Annotated in this window: 15 protein-coding genes; 11 read left to right on the forward strand and 4 right to left on the reverse strand. The window is 58.9% G+C overall.

Annotated elements, in window-relative coordinates; all coding sequences use genetic code 11:
* Positions 1–83: 83 nt before the first annotated feature.
* From ACFDR6_RS08225 to ACFDR6_RS08245, 5 genes are read left to right on the forward strand one after another with little or no spacing between them, the layout of a single operon-like run.
* A complete protein-coding gene (locus tag ACFDR6_RS08225; protein WP_375858011.1) occupies positions 84–1,262 on the forward strand; it encodes a DegT/DnrJ/EryC1/StrS family aminotransferase in 1,179 nt (392 codons plus the stop codon).
* Entirely contained in the window at positions 1,235–2,260 is a 1,026-nt protein-coding gene (locus tag ACFDR6_RS08230) for an NAD-dependent epimerase/dehydratase family protein (protein ID WP_375858012.1), read from the forward strand. The genes ACFDR6_RS08225 and ACFDR6_RS08230 overlap by 28 nt, the downstream gene beginning before the upstream one ends.
* Positions 2,200–3,396 (forward strand): DegT/DnrJ/EryC1/StrS family aminotransferase, encoded by a 1,197-nt coding sequence (locus tag ACFDR6_RS08235; RefSeq protein WP_375858014.1) that lies wholly within the window; start codon positions 2,200–2,202, stop codon positions 3,394–3,396. Before ACFDR6_RS08230 ends, ACFDR6_RS08235 begins: the two co-directional genes overlap by 61 nt.
* Complete coding sequence (locus ACFDR6_RS08240; protein ID WP_375858015.1) at positions 3,393–4,883, forward strand: class I SAM-dependent methyltransferase; 1,491 nt, start codon at positions 3,393–3,395, stop codon at positions 4,881–4,883. Before ACFDR6_RS08235 ends, ACFDR6_RS08240 begins: the two co-directional genes overlap by 4 nt.
* On the forward strand, positions 4,880–5,635 hold the full coding sequence (locus ACFDR6_RS08245) for a class I SAM-dependent methyltransferase (RefSeq protein WP_375858016.1): 756 nt from the start codon (positions 4,880–4,882) through the stop codon (positions 5,633–5,635). The genes ACFDR6_RS08240 and ACFDR6_RS08245 overlap by 4 nt, the downstream gene beginning before the upstream one ends.
* 64 nt (positions 5,636–5,699) lie before the next feature.
* On the opposite strand, the gene ACFDR6_RS08250 is transcribed toward ACFDR6_RS08245, so the two are convergent.
* Positions 5,700–7,172 (reverse strand): glycosyltransferase family 4 protein, encoded by a 1,473-nt coding sequence (locus tag ACFDR6_RS08250; RefSeq protein ID WP_317240018.1) that lies wholly within the window; start codon positions 7,170–7,172, stop codon positions 5,700–5,702.
* 236 nt (positions 7,173–7,408) lie between these two features.
* On the opposite strand from ACFDR6_RS08250, the gene ACFDR6_RS08255 reads away from it, so the two are divergent.
* Positions 7,409–8,386: a glycosyltransferase family 2 protein gene (locus tag ACFDR6_RS08255; RefSeq protein WP_375858017.1), complete on the forward strand. Its 978-nt coding sequence runs from the start codon at positions 7,409–7,411 to the stop codon at positions 8,384–8,386.
* Positions 8,387–8,495: 109 nt separating this feature from the next.
* Here ACFDR6_RS08255 and ACFDR6_RS08260 read toward each other — a convergent pair whose 3' ends face one another.
* Both ACFDR6_RS08260 and ACFDR6_RS08265 read right to left on the reverse strand, forming a co-directional pair.
* Positions 8,496–9,767, reverse strand: coding sequence for an O-antigen ligase family protein (locus tag ACFDR6_RS08260; RefSeq protein ID WP_375858018.1), 1,272 nt, complete (start codon positions 9,765–9,767; stop codon positions 8,496–8,498).
* Positions 9,764–10,576, reverse strand: coding sequence for an FkbM family methyltransferase (locus ACFDR6_RS08265; RefSeq protein WP_375858019.1), 813 nt, complete (start codon positions 10,574–10,576; stop codon positions 9,764–9,766). Before ACFDR6_RS08265 ends, ACFDR6_RS08260 begins: the two co-directional genes overlap by 4 nt.
* A 106-nt stretch (positions 10,577–10,682) precedes the next feature.
* Between ACFDR6_RS08265 and ACFDR6_RS08270 the strand changes: the two genes are divergently transcribed.
* Both ACFDR6_RS08270 and ACFDR6_RS08275 read left to right on the forward strand, forming a co-directional pair.
* Complete coding sequence (locus ACFDR6_RS08270; protein WP_317240014.1) at positions 10,683–11,768, forward strand: glycosyltransferase family 2 protein; 1,086 nt, start codon at positions 10,683–10,685, stop codon at positions 11,766–11,768.
* 26 nt (positions 11,769–11,794) lie between these two features.
* A complete protein-coding gene (locus ACFDR6_RS08275; RefSeq protein ID WP_375858020.1) occupies positions 11,795–12,631 on the forward strand; it encodes a right-handed parallel beta-helix repeat-containing protein in 837 nt (278 codons plus the stop codon).
* 21 nt (positions 12,632–12,652) lie between these two features.
* Here the strand turns inward: ACFDR6_RS08275 and ACFDR6_RS08280 are convergent, their stop codons facing one another.
* Positions 12,653–13,618, reverse strand: a complete 966-nt coding sequence (locus tag ACFDR6_RS08280) for a class I SAM-dependent methyltransferase (RefSeq protein WP_375858021.1) — start codon at positions 13,616–13,618, stop codon at positions 12,653–12,655.
* A gap of 836 nt (positions 13,619–14,454) precedes the next feature.
* On the opposite strand from ACFDR6_RS08280, the gene ACFDR6_RS08285 reads away from it, so the two are divergent.
* From ACFDR6_RS08285 to ACFDR6_RS08295, 3 genes are all read left to right on the forward strand, one after another.
* Positions 14,455–17,001, forward strand: coding sequence for an Ig-like domain-containing protein (locus ACFDR6_RS08285; RefSeq protein WP_375858022.1), 2,547 nt, complete (start codon positions 14,455–14,457; stop codon positions 16,999–17,001).
* Positions 17,002–17,326: 325 nt separating this feature from the next.
* Complete coding sequence (locus tag ACFDR6_RS08290) at positions 17,327–19,030, forward strand: type I secretion system permease/ATPase (protein ID WP_317240010.1); 1,704 nt, start codon at positions 17,327–17,329, stop codon at positions 19,028–19,030.
* The gene (locus ACFDR6_RS08295) at positions 19,027–20,340 is read left to right on the forward strand and encodes an HlyD family type I secretion periplasmic adaptor subunit (protein WP_317240009.1); all 1,314 of its coding nucleotides are present in this window, start codon (positions 19,027–19,029) and stop codon (positions 20,338–20,340) included. Before ACFDR6_RS08290 ends, ACFDR6_RS08295 begins: the two co-directional genes overlap by 4 nt.
* The last annotated feature ends 910 nt before the right edge of the window (positions 20,341–21,250 follow it).

The raw sequence follows: 21,250 nt of genomic DNA on the forward strand, positions 1-21,250 counted from the left end.
GCATTCGCTATTTAATGCTTGATTAAATATGATAATGATCTTTAAATGGATAATAATCTTAGTCCAACCCGCGGTGTTGAATCTTGATACCCTTCCTGGACCTCAAAGCGCAATATAGCCAGATCAAGCCGGAAATCGACGCGGCAGTCGCGAGGGTCGTCAGTAGCGGGCACTTTGTGCTCGGACCCGAGGTCACGGCCTTCGAGGGACGCTTTGCAGATTATTGCAGGACCGCCCATTGCCGCGCGGTGAACAGCGGCACTTCGGCGCTTCACCTTGCCCTTCTGGCAGCCGGCGTCGGTGCCGGCGACGAAGTCATCACGGTCTCCATGACGTTCGTCGCAACCACCGCGGCCATTCTCTACAGTGGGGCCAAGCCGGTATTTGTCGACGTCGATCCGGTCACATGGACGATGGATCCCAGCTTGATCGAAGCCGCCATAACACCGCGAACCAAGGCGATCCTGCCAGTCCATCTCCACGGGCTGATGGCGGACATGGATCCGATAATGACCATCGCGCGTCGTCACGGGTTGGTCGTCATCGAAGACGCCGCGCAGGCGCACGGCGCGGAGTACCGTGGACGTCGTGCAGGCTCGATCGGCGATCTGGGATGCTTCAGCTTTTACCCCGGCAAGAATCTCGGAGCGTTGGGCGAGGGTGGGGCGGTCGTCACCGACCGGCCTGAATTTGCCCGTCGCGTGTCACTGCTGCGAGATTGGGGGCAGGAGGCGAAATACGACCATGCCATCCCCGGATACAATTATCGCATGGACGAAATTCAGAGCGCGGTACTGAACGTCAAGCTTGACTACATTGAGCGCTGGACGGAGGCGCGTCGGTCGTTGGCTGAACGATACAATGCATTGCTGTCCGATCTCCCGTTCGGACGGCCGCAGCCGCCGCAGCACTCCCGTCACGTGTATCATGTCTACGCGGTCAGATTGGACGGGCGCGATGACGCCCTGAAGCTGTTGCGCGACGCCAATGTTGGCGCTGGGATTCACTATCCGGTTCCGGTGCATCTGCAAAGAGCCTATGCAGAACTCGGCTATCGCGCCGGTGATCTCCCCGTCACTGAGATGCTCGCGAAAGACTTCCTCTCCCTTCCGATTTATCCGGAGATGCCGCCGGATGGGGCGAACGAAGTTGTCGCCACGCTGAGGAGCGCGGCGGCATGGCAGCCCAGCGTAGCCGTCAGCAACCAGGCCGAGCGTCAACTTAGTATCATGACATGGTCGCACAACAGGAGAGCGTCTTGATTGATCTCAAGGGTAAACGGGTTCTGGTCACCGGCGGGGCAGGATTCATTGGCTCCCACATCACCGACCTGCTCTGCGACGAGGGGTGCATCGAAATTGTCGCCCTGGACAATATGATCAGAGGCCGGCCGGAAAATCTCCGTCGCGCGCTCGGGCGTGGGCCGGTGAGATTGGTTCACGGTGATATTCGCGACCGCAAGATGATGGAAGCATTGGTCAAGTCCGCGGACATCGTCTTTCATCAGGCCGCGCTCCGCATCACTCATTGTGCGGCCGAACCACGCGTCGCCAAGGAGGTCATGGTGGACGCCACCTACGACCTCCTGGAGCTTTGCATCAAGCACGATATTGAGAAGATCATCGCGGCATCTTCGGCTTCCGTATATGGCATGGCCGAGGAGTTTCCGACGACAGAGCGGCAGAACCCGTACAACAACCGAACTCTCTATGGGGCCGCCAAGGCGTTCAACGAGGGGCTCCTGCGGGCTTTCAACGATTCATATGGACTCGATTACGTGGCATTCCGGTATTTCAATGTTTATGGCAGCCGGATGGACATCCACGGACGGTACACCGAGGTCTTGATCCGCTGGATGGAGCGTCTGGAAGCTGGATTGCCTCCCGTTATCTTTGGTGATGGCCATCAGAGCATGGATTTCGTTCACGTCCGCGACATCGCGCGCGCCAACATCCTGGCAGCCAGGGCGAAGATTACTGATGAGGTCTTCAACGTGGGGAGCGGCACTGAAACAAGCCTGATAGAGCTGGCTACGGTGCTTGCGTCCGTGATGGGACGCCGCGGCCTGAAACCCGAATTCGCGCCGGAGCGCTCGGTCAATCCGGTGCCACGACGACTGGCATCGACGGGCAAGGCAGAGCGTTTGCTAGGCTTCCGCACCACGGTTTCGTTGGAGCAGGGGCTCTCCGATCTCGTAAAATGGTGGCGATCCGAGCGCGAGCTCGCCTCGGACCATCAACGTCAGGCGGCGGTTTCGTGATTCCGATCGCCACGCCACTGCTTGCCCACGAAGAGGCTGACGCTGCGCGCGCAGTCGTGCTGTCGGGCTGGGTATCGCAAGGCCCGCAGGTCGCAGCGTTCGAGCGCGAGTTCGCTGCACTTCTCGGCGCGCCGCACGCCTGTGCCGTGTCCAATTGCACCACAGCCCTGCAGCTCGCCTTGGCGGCGTTGGACATCGGCGCCGGCGACGAGGTGATCACGGTCAGCCACTCCTTCATTGCGACCGCGAACGTCATCCGACATCAAGGCGCCACTCCGGTTTTTGTTGATATCGACCCCGAGACATACAATCTGGATTGTACTCGGCTGGCCGAAGCCATCACCGAGCGGACGCGCGCGATCATTGCAGTTCATCAGATGGGCATGCCATGCGATATGGCGGCGCTCTTGCCCATGGCGCGCCGCCACGGCATCGCCGTGATCGAGGATGCCGCCTGTGCCGCCGGATCGCGGATCCGGATGAATGGCGAATGGGAGCCGATCGGCAAACCGCATGGAGACATTGCGTGCTTCTCCTTTCATCCGCGAAAGGTGATCACCACAGGTGAGGGGGGGATGCTCACCACCGCGGATGCCGAGCTTGATCGCAAGTTCAAGCTGCTGCGCCAGCACGGTATGAGCGTTCCTGACACGGTGCGACACAGTTCGTCGAGCGTGATCTTCGAGGATTACGTCGCCTTGGGCTACAATTTCCGAATGACGGATATGCAGGCCGCAATTGGGCGCAGACAGCTCGAGCGGCTTCCAGAGCTGGTAGCACGTCGGCGGGCCGTCGCCGCCAGATATATCGAACAGCTTGGCAATCTGGAAGGACTGCGGTTGCCAACCGAACCGGCGTGGGCCAGATCCAACTGGCAGAGCTATTGCGTTCGTCTTCCAGACCGCCTCGACCAACGGATCGTCATGCAACGCCTCCTCGATAACGGCATTGCGACCCGCCGCGGCATCATGTGCGCCCACCGTGAGGCGCCGTATTCGGGGCTCGCGCAAAGACAGGATCTGCGCCAATCCGAGCGCGCCCAGGATCGGTCGATCTTGCTGCCAATCTACGCACAGATGAGCGCGGAGGATACGTCGAAGGTAAGTGCTGCGGTGCGAGCAGAGCTAGAACGATGACTTCGGGGATCGCCGATCGGAAGCCATTGCGACTTTTTGTCGTGATCGCGAGCTATGGGACCGCCAACAATGCCTACCTGGATCGCGTGATCCAGGAGTACCGGTCCATGTCGTTCGATGTGGACATTGTCATCATTTCCAACATCGACAAGAGGCCCGCTGCAGACGTCGAATGCATCGTCGGCCTTCCCAACAAGAATCCATGGTCGCTCCCCTTCGCGCACAAGGAGCTGTTTGCAGCGCGCGTTGATCGATACGATCTGTTCATCTATTCCGAAGACGACATCTTGATAACTGAAAGTAACATCAGGGCATTCCTGGACGTGACTTCGGTGCTGAATGAGGACGAGGTTCCCGGATTGATGCTCGTCGAGAAAGCCTCAGACGGCGAACTGAACTATCCGCAAGCCCATGGCTCCTTTCACTGGGATTGCACGTCGGTCAGGATCAGGGGCAAATACTACCTCGCGCAATTTACCAACGAGCACGCTGCCAGCTATGTGCTCACCCAGCAGCAGCTTGCGAGAGCGATTGCGTCCGGTGGATTTCTGGTTGGACCTCATGAAGGCAAATACGACCTTCCGTGTACCGCCGCAACTGATCCATACACCCAGTGTGGTTTCAAGAAGCTGATACCGATTTCCCACATCGATGATTTCTCGGCCCACCATTTGCCGAACAAGTATGTCAACCAGCTCGGCGTTGATCGCCACCAATTGGACGCTCAATTATCTGTCCTGATGCGGATTGCGCGCGAGGGCAGCAATGCTGTTCCGCTATTCAGTGCCGAGACCCGGCTCTGGCATAGCATGTATTCGAAGGACTATTACGAGCCGGCCAGGGTCGAAGTGTTGTCCGCTGTCCCCGAAAGCGCCGCGGTATTATCGATTGGATCCTGCTCGGCTGCGAATGAGCGTCGACTGCTGGAGCGAGGAAACCGCGTGGTGGCTATACCCCTCGACCCCGTGGTGGGCAGCGGCTTGGCCCAGCTTGGGGCTGAGGTGGTGTTGGGCGACGTTGTGACGGCGCGAGCGAAGATCGCAACGGAGCGTTTCGACCGCTTGCTTTTTGTCGATGTCCTGCAGTTCGTCCGTGATCCGGCTCATCTGCTCAGGCAATTTGCCGATCTCTTGGCTCCGGACGGCAAAGTGATCATATGCACGCCGAATCGACCCTCTCTTCGTTACGTCTGGGAATGCGCGAAATCCAGCAACGTCTTTCGGCACTGGGGGACCTTCGAGGCTGTAGGGATTCACGACACGACCATCGGAAAAATTCAAAGGTGGTGCGAGCAGGCTGGTCTGGCGATCGAAAAGATTGAAAGACGCGCTCCAAAAAGAACTCGTCCGATGTTGCAACTCCTGTCGCCCATACTTGCGCCCGATCTGATTGTCACCGCCAAAAGACATGAAGCGTGGAAGCCATTCTTTTGTGGCGGGCACGGGATGGAGCAAATGGAGGTTTCCGGAAGGAGAGCCACTTCATGAGCATGGAGGCCGCCACAAGGATCGAAATCCGGGATATGCAGGGGCAGGGGCGTGCCTTGCCGGTCTCGGATGCGAAAGATTACTATAGCCGCTCTCGCCGCGAGATACGGTCGTTGCTGCCCAGCCGCGCCTCGCGGATACTCGAAGTTGGACCTGGCGCAGGCTTCACTCTGATCTGGCTCAAATCGCTCTACCCTGACGCCACGACATTCGGGGTCGAGCTCAATCAGGCACTCGAGGTTGACCTGCGAGAGCATGCCGATGTCGCGATTATCGGAGACATCGACGACTTGATATCACGAGTCGGCAGCAAGTTTGACCTGATCTTGTTGCTCGATGTGCTTGAGCATGTCCCGGATCCAACCCGTACGCTCCAGGCGATCACGAGGAGGCTTCTCATGGATGGTGGTCGCGTGATTGTTTCCGTTCCGAATATCGCGCACCTTAGCGTGACCCTGCCGCTTCTTTTCCAACGTCGATTTGCCTACACGGATTCGGGAATTCTTGATCGCACTCATTTGAAGTTCTTTGTCGAAGAAACAGCCCTCCAGCTTCTCAATGAGTCAAATCTGGTGGTCAAGGATGGTCTGGTCACGGGCCTTGAAGGTCCAAAGTCCAAGTTGCTGGACGGACTGACCCTCGGATTCCTGACCCATCACTTGGCAAAGCAATACATTATGGCGGGTGAGCTGACTGATGGGCCGGTTGCACAGCGGAAGATCAACTGGAAGAAGAGCCGGCTAATCAGCTAGTGCTGCGATTGGCAAGAGGCGGACCGCCTTGCTGCCCCGAAAATGCGCAATACCCCTCCAGCGTCTACGGGCCACTACACTCGGCGAACTGGCTCTCGGTCGCAGATTGTGAAATCATCGAAAGAAGGACCTCCGCATGCCGTCTGGAACATACGACGGGATCGAAGCGACTCCGTGAATCTGCGGACAGTTGTTCACGCACGCCAGACCAATGATCTCGGCGTGCGAGCACTGACGTCATGGCGCTGACGAGTTCATCCTTATTCTTCTGTGGCTGAAATCGCATAAGACATGAGGTATGCCAATTGGCCTTTTCGGAATCGCCGACCGGGTTCGCCACAACGAAGCCTCGGCTACCGTCCATACCGACCTGTTCACGCGCGCCGCCTACGTCACTCACAATCGCAGGCAACCCCGCGCTTAAGGCTTCCATGGAAGCCAGCGACCATCCCTCGAAGAAGGAGTTCAGAACGAAGCAATCGGCGGCGGCCAGCAGGACGGACGGATCAGGAAACGACTGCCGAAGGTGAATGCGGTCCTTGCAGGGAATCGTGTCGCGAAGAATGCGCACTTGACGTGTGTAAACTGCATCGTCCAGACGGCCGGCGATCAGCAGATGTGCCTTGCGATCATTCTCGGCGACCTCGGCAAAGGCCTGGACCAGGCCGTAGGCATTCTTCTGAACCGTATGACGGCCCAGCGAGAGAAAGAGAAATTCGTCATTGAGGCCTAGCCAGGCCCGGGCTTTCGACCGGTCTACTGCCGGGCGGTGAGTCTGGTTGAACGCGTTCGGGATGGTGATGACCGCGGACTCAGGATAGGATGGATTACCTGAAAGGTACTGACGCCTGACGAACTCGCTTACCGCGACGAAACGGGTGACGAGTTGTGATCTCTGGCGCTCTTCGCTCCAATTCGTGCTTATGGGCGTTGGAATGCCGTGGAGCGTCTCCAAGACCGGAATGCGGAAGTCACTGGCCGCCCGCAACAGCCAACCCGGCGGGTCGTGCGCGCTGACGACGTGAGGGCGGTTCGTCTCGAGCCATAGGCAAGCGTCTTTTGGTGAGGCGGCGACGACTGCTGTTCCCTCCCTCTGCAGAGTTGTGAACAAATGTCCGACGGGCGCCGGCGATGAATGTGCACACATTACCGTTACGCGAAGTCCAAAGTGGGGAAGGCGCCTTGCAAGAAAGGCGACAAATTCATCAAGCCCGCCAGCGTCAAGCACCGGAGTGACGATCAGGCAGTGCACGCGTCCCGGCGGTACAAGAAGTAAGTCGCCTGATCTCGACACGCTGGCGGTCGGAATCGAGGCGGGGGCGGCCGGTGCGGTCGGCGCGACGCTTGTAACGTATGGCACGAGGGGCCTCGACCAGTCGTCGATAATCCAGTCGCTTCTGGAAGCCAGCTGGCTGCTGATCAGGAGCTTTTTTGCGACACCTCTTACGCCTCGCGGCAGTCGCCAGGAGTTCCGTTGGGCCCAAAGTGTTGCGCGTTCGCGCAAAGAGAGGCCGTTCTGACTGAGACCCGTCTTCATGGGTTCAAATGCCGTCCGATGTCCTGATTGGGATATGCCGCAAATTAATAGATAATATATATTGCCTTGAAAATAAAAGCCAATTAAATGGACGTGCATTTTATTTGGCGCCCACTCTGGGAGTGCACGATCAATATGTCGCCTCGAGACCTCATAAGCGCCCGATCTAGATCGAGGGCGGTCAACATTGTCATCCAGGACTCTGGAATCACAGAGGCCCTTTTCGGGAGGCCTTCATGAGTTCCGTCGACGCGATCATTCCCTGCTATCAGTACGGGCATTTCCTCAAAGAGTGCGCCGAAAGTATATTGAAGCAGTGTGGATCTGAGTTGCGCTTGCTGATTATTGATGATGCGTCCACCGATAATACAGCCCAGGTTGCGCAAGAACTGGCTAGTTCAGATCCTCGGGTCGAGTTTCGCAGGCATGCTACCAATCACGGCCATATTGCTACCTTCAATGAGGGGATCGACTGGGCGGCTGCCGACTACATGATTTTGCTTTCCGCGGACGATTACTTGATGCCCGGGGCGATCGAGAGGTCCGTGAGGCTGATGGATGACAATCCGTCGCTCGGGCTCACGTTTGGCGGAGCGGTCGCGCTCCACGAGGGGCGGAAGGAGGCGGTGGCACCGCCGGCGGAACTTGGGCCTGGAACAAAGATACTGTCCGGCCGAGATTTCATCAGAATTGGCGGCGCCAGAAATATAGTGCTGTCGCCGAGCGTGGTCGTGCGTACGAACCTGCAGAAGAAAATAGGGGGATACCTACCGGATTTGACGCACAGTGGTGATATGGAGATGTGGCTGCGGTTCGCAGCGCACGGTCCCGTCGGTTATATCGATGCCATCCAGGCCGTGTATCGCCGACATTCGACCAATATGTCTGGCGGATACTCCGCCGAGCAAGATTTCCATCAACGCAAACTGGCGTTTGAGCATTTCCTCGATCGTTGTGCTGCCGTGCTTCCAGACCCCGATGAGCTCAGGTGCTGGCTGACGCGCCATTTGGCGCTTGACGCGATCAGTTGTGCGAGCCGTGCCTTCAATGAGGGAGACGTTGGCTTGTCGGAACGGCTTTCGGCGCTCGCGTCAAAGCTGGACCCGGAAGTTACGCGATCGCGTCGTTGGTGGTTTCTCGCCTGCAAACGTCAGTTGGGATCGCGTGGATGGCAGTTGCTGCGGCCGGCGATCGAGCGGCTAAGGACGCCGTGATCGGCTCCGAGCTTCCAGACTGCACTACACTGGTGTTTTCGACCCCCAAGCGCGACTGCTTCCGGCGCGGCGGCCGGAAAATCTTCGTGTATGAACTATTTTTCAGGGCTCAGGCCCGGTACATCGAGAACTCGCGCAGCGACGCCCGGATGCCGATGCAGACTCCCCAGAATATCCAGAGGTAATTCCAGTAGTGGACCGTTAGCCCGGTGAACATGAGCATCACGACCGCGATGGTGAACGCGATGCGCAGCTCTGGCGCGCTGGGATCCTCCACCACCCCATTGAAGCGACCTTTTACGGGCAGGATGCTCGCGATGTTTGTCAAGGCAAGTAGGATTATCATCGGAAGTCCGAACCGGAGCGCAAACACCAGCCACACAGAGTCAACCGTGGTATCGAGAATGTCGTGATTGAGGCGACCGAACGCGTATCCGGTGAGAGGAGACTCCATGATCTTTTGGATGGCTGCGTCCCAGATCAACATTCGAAAGTATCCTGACACTGGATCGAAGGTCAGGTGGGAGATGATCCAGCCGATCGGGTGATTGGCGACGGCCATGATCACGACAACGATCGTAACGAGACACATCTGGAGCGCACGCCATCGTCCCGAATATTCCTTCAGTGCCGTATGATAGAGGTAGAGCATCAGGACTATGAGGCACGACAGGAGGGGCGCGGAGGACAAGGACAAGAGGCAACCGAAGAAACAAAGACCTGCCCAGAGCATCTTCGACAACGGGCGTTGCTCTGAGAACAGGAAGATGCCGCAGGCAACGGTGCAGTAGGTGCCCAGCAGAATTGGGTGGTCAAAAGTCGAGGCGGCTCTTACCCAATACAGCCTGAAGTCGGGCGAGAGCGGCGCATGGCTGCCGAAAGCGGCAGAGAACATCTCTTGAACAATGAGCCGGCCCGCAAGGTTATCGAAAAGGGCCAGCAGGACGATATAGGCAGTCACGATCTTGAATGTTTGGATAAAGGTATGGATCGCCGCTGGGCCGAAGAAAAATCCGCGTGCTACAAGATAGCCGCCCAGAAACTCGAGGCTTTCGGCGCCGGTCGATGAGATCGCACTCGACCCGCTCGTGTAGGAAGCGGCCACGAACATCCAGGCCGCGACGGCGAATGCAAGATAGTCGGAGGCGAGCGTGTGACGACCGGCCCTGACCAGTCTTGTCACCGCAGGAACTATGAGAAGCAAGATACCGATCCGCCCAATCGTCAGTTTCGCATCGGCGAGATACAGTTGGACTTGCGCCGCCGGCAGAATGAGTCCGGTCAGCACCAGCCATGCTGGCAGCGTACTGCATCGCTCGGGGACTCTCGGCGAGACCGTTCTGGTCAGGCCGAACTCGCCGCCTGCTACCGTGACACTCATGAGAGGACCGCCTTAGCCGGCGATCCGGCTTCGATCTGAACGCGCCGGCTATGGTCCTCAGTCAGATACCAGGTGAAGGTGATCGAACGTGGCGCCAGCCCCGTCGCAAAACGTCCGTTGTGAAAGACGTAAGGCCGATAGCCGATGTTGGAAACGAATCTCGAAATCTCGTCCGATGCAAACGCGCACATGAGTGCAGGCTGGTATTGCCTCAGCGTGTGCTCCGATCCTTGAAGGATGTCCAGTTCGGCACCCTGAGCGTGCACCTTGATCAAGGAGGGAGCCATGGCAAAGGAATCGAGCGTGCGACATTCGATTCCGTGCTCGCTCACAGTCAACTTGGATTGATCGAAGCGGTACATGCGGCCGGAATCACTCAGCCATTCGGTCGCCGCCTCGCGGGAGGTCGCCGCCATACCATCGCAAGCCCACCGCCCGTATGAGGGAACGAAGATTGTAATGGTGCCCGGCTTAGCCCCGAGCGCGTAAGGCAATACTGAAACGGATCGGTCTCCGGCGAACCGTAGCTTGAGTCGGTCGGCCGAGAGGGGTTCTGGTTCGAAGGCGACGATACTCGATTGCGGCCTGAACTTCTTGAAGGCCCGAATGCTTTGTCCGCGGTTCGCCCCAATGTCGATAATCAAGCCGTCGGCTCTGGCGGTCCACGCGGCACCCCCGTACTCGGGTTTCGGAAGGTATGAAGCCGCCGCGTCCTTGAATGCAAATCGGGCGACGGCAACGCCGGGGATGTTCGCATATGCGAAACGGGCAAAAGGCTTCAAATTCATCGCGACGGGACCTTGCGCCATTTACGCGGCATGCAACCCGCTTCAGATTAAACAGAATAAATCAGATTGCAATAATCCGCGTTTAAATATATCAAATTATATGTATTAAATTGCGGAGCGGGTTCCAATGGCGACGGGGCTGAAGGCCAACGAAACGGATGCCTTGTATGGGCTGGCGGAAAGCCTCGTTTCGGAGGTCGCGGTGCTCATCGTGGGCTATCGCAACTCTGAGGACATCGTTGATTGTCTGCGAGCATTATCGCGAGCGACGACGTCTCCTTCTTTTGATATCTTCATCTGCGAAAATGGCGGTCAAGATGCCTACCGTCACTTGGTTGCCGATCTGATCAGCGAGGGAGGCCCTTGCATGCGTGGCCAGCCTCCCGAAACCGGGATAAATGACAATATCAGCCGATTTACCGACGTTGAGCGCCTGGTTCTGCGAGCAAGGTCATCAAATGTCTGGGTTGCGTGCGCTTCCGACAATCTTGGCTATGCAGGCGGGATTAACGCGTGGTTGCGTCCACTTTCCGCGATACCCACGTGGCGGGCGATCTGGATCTTGAATCCAGACACTCAGCCGACCGAATCTGCGCTGGCCGCGCTCCACGAACGGGCGGAGTCCGGCCGGAAGGCAATGGTGGGCAGCACTATTCTGGACAGCTTGGACGCGGATCACGTGAGATTCCGCGGTGGCCTGTCTTGGCAGAAGCTGGCGGCGAGAGACGTCGCCATCGGCCTCGGAGACGTTCTCAATGTGTCCTGCAACATCGCAGCCGTCGAAGACGCGATGGACAGCCCTTCGGGAGCATCGATGTATGTGACCCGCTGGTGCATCGAACGGATCGGCCTCATGGATGAAAGTTATTTTCTTTTCTACGAGGATATGGATTGGGGACTTCGCGCGAGACATTTGGGGTTGGGTTACGCGGCCGATTCGATCGTCGTTCACAAGCGAGGTACGACGACGGGATCGGCCAGAGGTTCATCGGCCATACCAGTGCTCTCCGTTTATCTCCAGCACCGCAATTGCGTTCGCTTTGTACGGCGACATTTTCCGTGGTCGGTGCCTCTTAGAGTCGCGGTCTCTCTCCTGTATGCACTCAGGTTCTTGCTGCAGGGAGCTCCAAACAACAGTCGTGCAGCGATCGAAGGGCTTGTCGCTGGATTAAGAGGCGAGATGGGCCGGCCAAAGGAGCGGATGGCCCAATAGCGAACGCAAATCGGGGGCACCTCCAGATGCGGCGAACGATCTTCATCCAGGCGGTTTTGTTGCTTGTCGTGGCGAGTTCCGGAGGAGATGGTATTGTTGCGCGCGCGGGCGAGCGTGACCCGATTCCCACCTCCGAGTGGCCCAACGCAACGAACACGGGAGTGCGTCCGAATGTGAAGCTAACGCGTTCCGGCGACGTTGTGGCAGATCAGGCGGGCGCAACCATTTCGGGCCTCGATATTGAAGGGCGCGTCCATATCAAAGCGCCGAACGTAACGTTGATCGACTCCAAGGTGACTTCCGGCTCATTTTACGTCGTGCGAATCGAGCCCGGTGTCACCGGCGCAGTGATCCAGAACTGTGAGATCAACGGCGTTGGCTCCGGCAACGATGGCTCCTACGGCATAGTGGGCCAGGGTACGTTCATCGCAAACAACATCTACAATGTCGAAAACGGGATTGGTGTGTCCGGGTCTGATACGCTCATCCAGGACAATTACATTCACGATCTCGTTGCGTCCGGCTCCCCGCACTACGACGGCATCTCGATCGACGGCGGCAACGCCAACATCGTTATCAGGCACAACACCGTCATCAACACGCACACGCAGACATCGGCGGTCATGATCGATAATTACTTCGGACCGATCTCGAATATCCAGGTCGACGACAACCTGCTGATGGGCGGTGGATACACGGTCTACAGCTCCGCGCAGTTCAATGGCGGGACGGTCGAAGGGGTTTCCTTCACGAAGAACCGGATGGGGAGAGGGAGGTGGGGGTATAGTTCGATTGTGAAGAACGTCCCGCTCTGGCGAGAAAACGTGGATAACGCGACGGGCCGCACCATTGGTCCACGGTAAATCATAGGAAGACCAGGTCCCCTATTTCTGCACGCGCCGGAACCAGAATGAACCTGGCTGTCGCCAGGGTTCGCGCATCAAGACCGGACATGCGTTGTTCAACCTGTTGCTGTGGTAGCGGGCAAGCCAGTTGACTGCGCCAATGATCTCGAAATGTGCATTGAAGCTCAGAAAGGCCTCAAGGAGATACTGCTCATTCCACAGCCAGCGGTCGCGAAGCAGCCATTGAGCAGGGTAATCGTGTGGCGTGAAGACGTCGTGGACATGCACGATCACACTGGGACGGAGGAGGCCGAGTACGTGCAGGTACTCGTGCAGGACGTCGCCCTGCGGGCGAATGATGTGAGAGGAGTCGATGAAGAGAATGTCGTTCTCGTCCAGCGTCTCAAACAGGCTGTCGGGGCAACACTCGACCTTTTTTCTCAGGACCGTCACGCGCGCTGATTCGAGCCACGGCTGCTCAAACGGTTCAATACAGATCTGCTTACATTCGTAGCCCGGATTGTCCGTCCTGTTCGCCTCGATAGCGAGGCGGGCCATGAGCGTCGAATTGCCACTTCCGACCTCGACGATCCGCTTGGGTCGGAAATGACGGATCATGTTATAGAGAAACTCGGCGTCTCCAGGCTCGAACGAGCCGTTGTGGTACCCAAATTCGCTGGGTCCCTTCTGAAGGGTGGGAATCTTGAGCAATTCATCGCGGTAGTTAAATTGCTCGACCAGCTCAAGCTGTGCCGCTTCGTTCAAGTCCAGTCCGGCAACTTCTCTCGGACGATCCAGATCGCGCTTCAGGTCATTCGCGTAAACGATGGGCTCATAGTAGTGATGCCGCACGATGGCGAACTGAAATCTGTCGCAGACGGACCTCGACAAAGGAGCTCGATCACGGAGGCGGCTCAGGACGACCGCAAGCGGAGCAAAAAGAAGAACGACGGGCGCCAGAATCAGATCGAGTATTGTGTAAACAGACTTGCGGAAATAGTGCATGGATCATCACTTCCGATCTGATGAAGAAGAAACGGGGACGGTCTGCGGCCTAACAAAGCTCCACCTCGATACACGAGAATATTGTGGCCCATCGCCATTCCGCCGTCCAGACCAGACCCTCGCATGCGGATATCATCCAGGGCGGCGCTAGAAGCCCGGCCGTCTTTACCAGGCGGTAATGGCTGTATCTTCAAACGTAGCTTGCCGGGACAGCGCTGCGAGCCTGGCCTCAGCGGCCGTCGATTGCAGAGGCACGAGGACTCAGCGCGCGCTTTAAGAGACGCTACGGCCACGCAACCGGATTGGCCGCGCTCCTGACAGCTCCTCAAGCGAGTTCGATTGCCATATCTCACGTGCGTGTTGGCAGTGGATGCGCAGCTCCTGCCCGAGCTCTGCTGACGAATCCGAACGAGGTCCGGAAGATCTAACGGTTCGACCCAGCCATTCGCGGTCAGGCGGCGTTCTGACAGCGAGCTTTAGATGAGGTCGAGCACTTATATAACGAAAATTAAATCGAGAAATATAAGGCCAACGGCGGCGGGACGCATGCTTGTTGTCAACGCCAGAAGATAAAAGTGAATAAGTTCGAGGTGTGCTCTTGTGGCAACGCGCGAACACCCGCAATCTATTGCAGCTTATATAGCGGTGATGCTTCGGTTTTTTTTAATCCGGTTGAATTGTTCGAGCGGGTATCCAGAAAATGACCCAAGTGGCGCCGCCATCTTGTCCCAAAAAAGCCCCCGCCGATGGAGCATGACACCGGCCGTGGCGCGTCTTGGGGATAATCGCGCCCACGTGCACTGCACGTTCGATTTAACTGCAAAGGAGAATATATCTTGGCAACGACGACTGCGTGGCCTGATGCTACGAACACTGGGGTGTCGGCGGGCGTGACCCTCACTCCACACTACGGGGATCTCGTAATCGACACGGCGGGCGCCGTGATCAGCGGCCTCGACATCCACGGATCGGTCTTCATCAACGCTCCGAACGTCACGTTGGAGAACTGCAAGGTTACGACCGACGCGTTCTACGCCGTGAGGGTTGCGACGGGCGTGACCGGAGCGGTGATCCAGCACAATGAGATCAATGGCGTCGGCACGGGCAACGACGGCGACTATGGAATCATGGGTCAAGGGACGTTCATCGCTAACAACATCTACAATGTCGAGAACGGGATCGGGGTGGATGGAGGGAATACCCTCATCCAGGACAACTACATCCACGATATGATTGCGTCGGGATCGCCGCACTATGACGGAATCTCGATCGACGGGAAGAACTACGATATCACCATCCGCCATAACACGGTCATCAATGACCATACCCAAACGGCGGCGATCATGATCGACAACTACTTCGGGCCCGTCTCGAACGTCACTGTCGACAACAACCTGCTGTACGGTGGTGGCTACAACATCTACAGCTCGGCCCAGTTCAACGGCGGATCGGTCACGGGAGTGTCGATCACAAACAATCATATGGGCGGAGGCTATTGGGGCCCGACCGCATTCACCGGCAACACTCCCGTTTACACCGGCAACGTCAATGACAGCGAGACCCTGATCGCGACGCTCAACACGTCGGCGAACAGCGGCTCGGGCTCAGCCCCATCTGCCCCGACTGCACCATCCGCTCCTGTCATCGCGTCGTTCTCGACCGATAGCGGCACCGCCGGTGACAAGATCACCAACGACAACACCATCGAGCTCAAGGGTTCCGCTGCGGCGGGCACCACGGTCAAGATCTACGACGGTACGACCCAGCTCGGTTCGACGACTGCGGATTCGAGCGGCAATTGGGACTACATCACAAAGGTCCTTACTGACGCCAAGCATACACTCACCGCAACGGCGACCAATTCGTCGGGGCAGACCAGTGCGGCATCGTCTGCGTTGGCAGTCACCGTCGACACCACGGCGCCGACTGTGCCGACCATCGCCAGCAATACCGTTAACAGCGCCAATCAGGCGGTGTTGTCGGGCAAGGCCGAAGCGAGCAGCGTCGTGAAGGTGTTCGACGGCACGACCCAGATCGGGACTGCGACGGCGGACGGCAGCGGTGCGTGGGCCTATACCTCCACCACCCTTGCAGCCGGTGCGCACAGCCTCACCGCGAAGGCAACGGACGTGGCAGGCAATACCAGCGTGGCGTCCACGGTGGTCACGGCCAGCATCAGCAGCTCGGCCCCGGCCACACCGACCTCGCCGACGTCACCGACCGCGCCGACTGCCGGTACGGTAGTCGAGTCGGCTGGCTCGACAACTCTCGTTGAGAGCAGCGGCAAATTTTACCTCAACGGCAGCACCGGCTCGGGCCCTACGCTGAAGGACAACGGTGTGGCGTTTGTGAAGGGGTCGGATGGCACCTGGGCACCGATTGGTGCGGAGAAGACCGCGACTGGCTATGAGGTTGTCTGGAAGGAGGCCAGCACCGGTCAGTACACGGCGTGGAACACCGACACCAACGGCAACTACGTTTCCCATGTCGACACCCTGACCGGGTCAACGTGGGGCGGCTCCGTGTCGGGTACGGACTCTGGCCTGAAATCGCTGGAGACCACCTTCCATCAGGATCTGAACGGTGACGGTCAGATCGGTACTTCCACTGCCACCGCACCGACGTCGCCAGCGCCGACCACTGGCAAAGTAGTCGAGTCTGCTGGTGTGACAAGTCTCGTTGAGAGCGGCGGCAAATTCTACCTCAACGGCAGCAGCGGAACGGGCCCCTCCTTGAAGGATGGCGGTGCCGATTTCGTGAGCGGGTCAGATGGCACCTGGACTCCCATTGGTGCGGAGAAGACGGCGACGGGCTATCAGGTTGCTTGGAAGGAGGCGAGCACGGGTCAGTACACGGCCTGGAACGTCGACAACAACGGCAACTACGTCTCCCATGTCAGCTCCCTGACCGGCTCCGCGTCGGGCGGCTCCGTGTCGGGTACGAACTCCGGCCTCAAGTCACTCGAGACCGGCTTCCATCAGGATCTGAACGGTGACGGGCAGATCGGTACGTCCAGCGTAGCTACGTCGTCCACTGCAACCAACAGCACCGTTGCTGCTGCGGGCAGTACGTTGGTAGCCTCCCCAGGCAACACGACCCTGAAGAGCACCTCAGGCAATGACACCTTCGTTGGCAGCAGCCAGGCCGACACTTTCGTGTTTGGCGCAAACTTCGGCAACGACGTCATCAAGGGGTTCGTTGCCCGCGGTCCTGCGCACGACACGATCGAGTTCAGCAAGAGTGTGTTCGACAGTTTTGCGAGCGTTCTCTCCCACGCGACTCAGTCGGGCGCCGACGTCGTGGTCGCGACCGGGAGCGATACGCTCACGCTGAAGAACACGCAGCTCGACAAGCTGAACAGCCACGACTTCCACTTCGCGTAGGAGAAGGTCGGCCATTACGATTTGGTACTCAATAACTGCCTCGGGGGATCACTTGGGGATCGCCCGACAAAGGCATCACTAAAGGGCAGGTGTCATGACTGACGTTGGGCGGCGGGGGGTATTCCCCCCGCCCGCGAATCTCTATCGAATTCCACTTTTGCATTTGTCAGGACTATGGTCGTCCGGGCGCCAGTTGGCAGATGATGCCGAACGGCCGACGTGGCGGCTAGTCGACTGGGCAAGGCGCGGCGTTGAGGCCTTGCGGCAGCGGATATTCGTCGCTCGCTTCGGACCGGCGGAGAACTATGAGGAGCCGCAGTCGGAGATGTCGGCATTCCTGCGGTCTTGCCGCCGGATATTCTGGGCACTCGCGGCCTTTAGCGGGATGAGCAATCTCCTCATGCTCACTGGTTCGTTTTTCATGCTGCAAGTCTATGATCGGGTGCTGCCCGGGCGCAGCATACCGACGCTGATCGCCTTGATGGTTCTGGCCACGGTGCTCTACCTGTTTCAGGGTGGGCTCGACTTCGTCAGAAGCAGGATCAGCGCGCGGGTCGGTCGCTATTTCGATGAGAGGCTCGGAATTCGCATATTCGACGCGCTTGTTCGTCTGCCTTTGAAGACCAGGGCCGATGGCGACGGCCTGCAGCCGGTGCGGGATCTTGATCAGGTCCGCGGTTTCCTGTCGAGCGGAGGGCCGACCGCGCTGTTCGATCTGCCCTGGATGCCGATCTATCTCGGTGTCTGCTTCTTTTTCCACTTCTGGATTGGCGTCACTGCGCTGGCCGGCGCGCTGGTGCTGATGGGCACTACTATGCTCACCGAAACGCGCACGCGTGGGCCGGCAAAGGCGTCCTCGCGTCTGGCGGTCTCGCGAACGGCACTCGCGCTCGAGGGGAGGCGAAATGCCGAGGTTCTGCAGGCCATGGGCATGCGGCAGCAAGCGGCGTTGCGCTGGCAGGATGTCAACGCCAAGTACCTCGCGGCACATGAGCGGGCCAGCGACGTCGTTAACGGGCTGGGGGGCGCCTCCAAGATCTTTCGAGCGATCCTGCAATCGCTGGTTCTTGCGGTCGGCGCTGTCCTCGTCATCAACCAGGAATCGACCGCCGGCATCATCATTGCCGGATCGATCCTCACCGCGCGGGCGTTGGCGCCCGTCGAAATGGCCATTGCGAATTGGAAAGGGTTCGTCGCTGCGCGGCAATCCGGACGACGGCTCGATGCTTTGCTAAAGCTTCTCCCCGGCGAGGAGGAGCGGCTGGCATTGCCGCCTCCTGTTGATACTCTCACCGTCGAGCATCTCTATGTTGGCGCGCCGAACTCGGAGCGGCCCACGGTCAATGAAGTGTCGTTCCAATTGCGGAGCGGGCAGGCAGTTGGAATCATTGGGCCGAGCGGATCCGGCAAATCGACGCTGGCACGTGCGCTGGTGGGCGTATGGCCGAGCATTCGAGGCCGCATACGGCTGGACAACGCCGCACTCGATCACTGGTCTTCCGACGCCCTCGGCAAGCACATCGGGTACCTGCCGCAGGACGTGGAATTGTTTGACGGCAGCGTTGCGATGAACATTGCGCGGTTCGATCCGCAGGCGACGGCCGCCGCTGTTCTGGAGGCCGCGCATGCCGCGGGCGCGCACGATCTCATCCTCTCGTTTCCGGACGGCTACGGCACGAAGATCGGCGAGGGAGGATTGGCGCTGTCGGCGGGGCAGCGGCAGCGGATCGCGCTCGCACGCGCCTTCTACGGCAAACCGTTCCTGGTCGTGCTCGATGAGCCATCCTCCAATCTCGACGCCGAGGGAGAGGAGGCGCTGACCGAGGCGATCCTGAACGTGCGCCGCCGCGGCGGCATCGTCGTCGTGGTCGCGCATCGCCCGAAGGCGCTTGAAGGCGTCGATCACGTCTTGTGCCTCGGGGAAGGCAGGGTTCAGTCCTTCGGCAAGAGAGAGGAGGTCCTGAAGAAGGTGTTGCGAAACCCCGTGCCGCTCAAGGTGGTAGCGGAAGCTCAAGGAGGCAACCGATGAACGGACAGGTGGCGCCGGCGATGCAGTCCATCCAGCGTTACATGATCGTCGGTATGATCATGTTCGGCCTGGTGACATTTGGGGTCGGCGGTTGGGCGACAACGAGCCAGCTGTCGGGCGCGGTGATCGCCCAGGGCGTGGTCGTGGTGGATTCGAGCGTCAAGAAGGTTCAGCACGCCACCGGCGGGATCGTGGGTGAGTTGCGCGTGCGCCAGGGCGATCGGGTCAATGCGGGCGACGTTTTGATCCGCCTCGACGAGACTCAGACGCTCGCCAATGCGACGATCGTCACGAACAGCATCGATGAGCTGCTCGCGCGCCAGGCTCGTCTTGAGGCCGAGCGCGATGGTGCCGAGCAGCTCGTGTTTCCCAAGGTGCTGCTCGACCGAGCCAAGGAGAGCAACTCCGAGGCTAGCCGCGTAGTCACTGCGGAGAGGAAGCTGTTCGACCTTCGCCGTCAGGCAAGGAGCGGCCAGAAAGCGCAGTTGCAGGAGAAAGGCGCACAGCTGGAGAACGAGATCAAGGGCTATACGGGGCAGACCGAGGCCAAGCAGAAGGAAGTCGAATTCATCCGCCAGGAGCTGGAAGGCGTGCGCAGCCTCTGGCAAAAGAATCTGGTGCCGATCACGCGGCTCAATTCCCTCGAACGCGACTCCGCGCGCATCGAAGGCGAGCGCAGCCAGTTGGCCGGCATGATTGCGCAATCCAAAGGCAAGATCTCCGAAATCGGCCTCCAGATCATTCAGATCGACCAGGACCTGCGGACGGAAGTCGGCAAGGACCTGATCGAAACGCGCTCAAAGCTCTCCGAACTGGGCGAGCGCAAGACTGCGGCGGTCGATCAATTGCATCGGATCGATATCAGGGCGCCACAGTCCGGCCGCGTCCACGAGCTTAGCGTCCACACGATCGGCGGGGTCATCTCGCCCGGTGAGCAAATCATGCTGATCGTACCTGACGCGGACTCGCTTGCCATCGAGGTCAAGATCGCACCGCGCGACATCGACCAAGTCTATGTGGGGCAGACCGCGACAATGCGCTTCGCAGCGTTCAACCAGAAGACCACTCCGGAGATCGACGGAGAGGTCAGCATGGTCTCGGCAGATATCACGCAGGATCAGCGCGCAGGCACGAGTTATTACACGGGCCGCATCCTGCTGAAGCCGGAGGAGTTGGCGAAGCTCGGCTCGGCCAAGCTGCTGCCCGGAATGCCGGTCGAGGTCTTCATCAAGACGGCTGGTCGGACCGCGCTTTCATACTTGCTCAAGCCGCTGCAGGATCAGGCCGGGCGTGCGTTCAAGGAGCGCTGAGTTGGTGCAAAATGGCAGCAGCGCTCGACTGCATGTCTTCGGGACTGGCGCCCTTGCTCTGATCGTCGGTGGTGCGACCAGCTCCTGAAGGCACGGCCGGGCGGTCGCAAGCACCGGGAGCGGTCGTGCCGGTCCAACGATCGCCCACCTCAAACCGGACCGGAGTCTGCGGTCTGGTTTGAAGGGGCCGCGGCATTCTGGCTATAGGCGCGCCGCAAGACATCGGGTGGAGCGAACGTAATGAGATCGCGCACCTCCCGATCAACCGTAGTAAATCGCGCGTCATTGAATGGCTCAACCGCGCGAGATGCTTGTTGCCCCTCGCAGAGACGGTGGGATGCTCGAACGATCGTCCGCTCAGTACGTCCATCCGTCTGGCGTGCAGGCTCATTGCGGCCACGAATCCGAGTATCGAAGCTTCGGCTCCCAGAATGACGAGTAGCTCGACTGGCATGTGAACTAGGTCCTGCTCGAGGAAGTTCACTCCGGTAAATATTTAAATCAAAGATAAAATATGTCGGTGGCGATTTATTGCCCGCGATGGCGACGCACGACCTGCGTCGCGCCGAGCAACAACGCTTTCCACCAAGGGCAAGCGGCGCCTATCGAGGCGTCTCTCATCGTCCCTTCGTCTGATTACCGCTCGTCCTTGCGGGGCCACCGCCGTCACCGTGTCTCTCGCAAAGGTAGGTTGTATTTAGCAAATATTGCCATTGCCATTTAAATTGCGATATATATAGAATATTAAACTTGGATTCTGCGGTCAAGCCCGCCCGCGCCGGCTGGACCCGACATGGTTTGGCGTTCGGAGGGGATCGGCAGATGCGCCGAACCTCGGGCCCGGTCATCGCGGCAACCATAGCGATCGTGATCGGGGGCGTTCAGTGGGCGCTGGCGTTGTCGACCTTGC

This window comes from Bradyrhizobium tunisiense (assembly GCF_042263385.1).
Lineage (GTDB): Bacteria > Pseudomonadota > Alphaproteobacteria > Rhizobiales > Xanthobacteraceae > Bradyrhizobium > Bradyrhizobium tunisiense.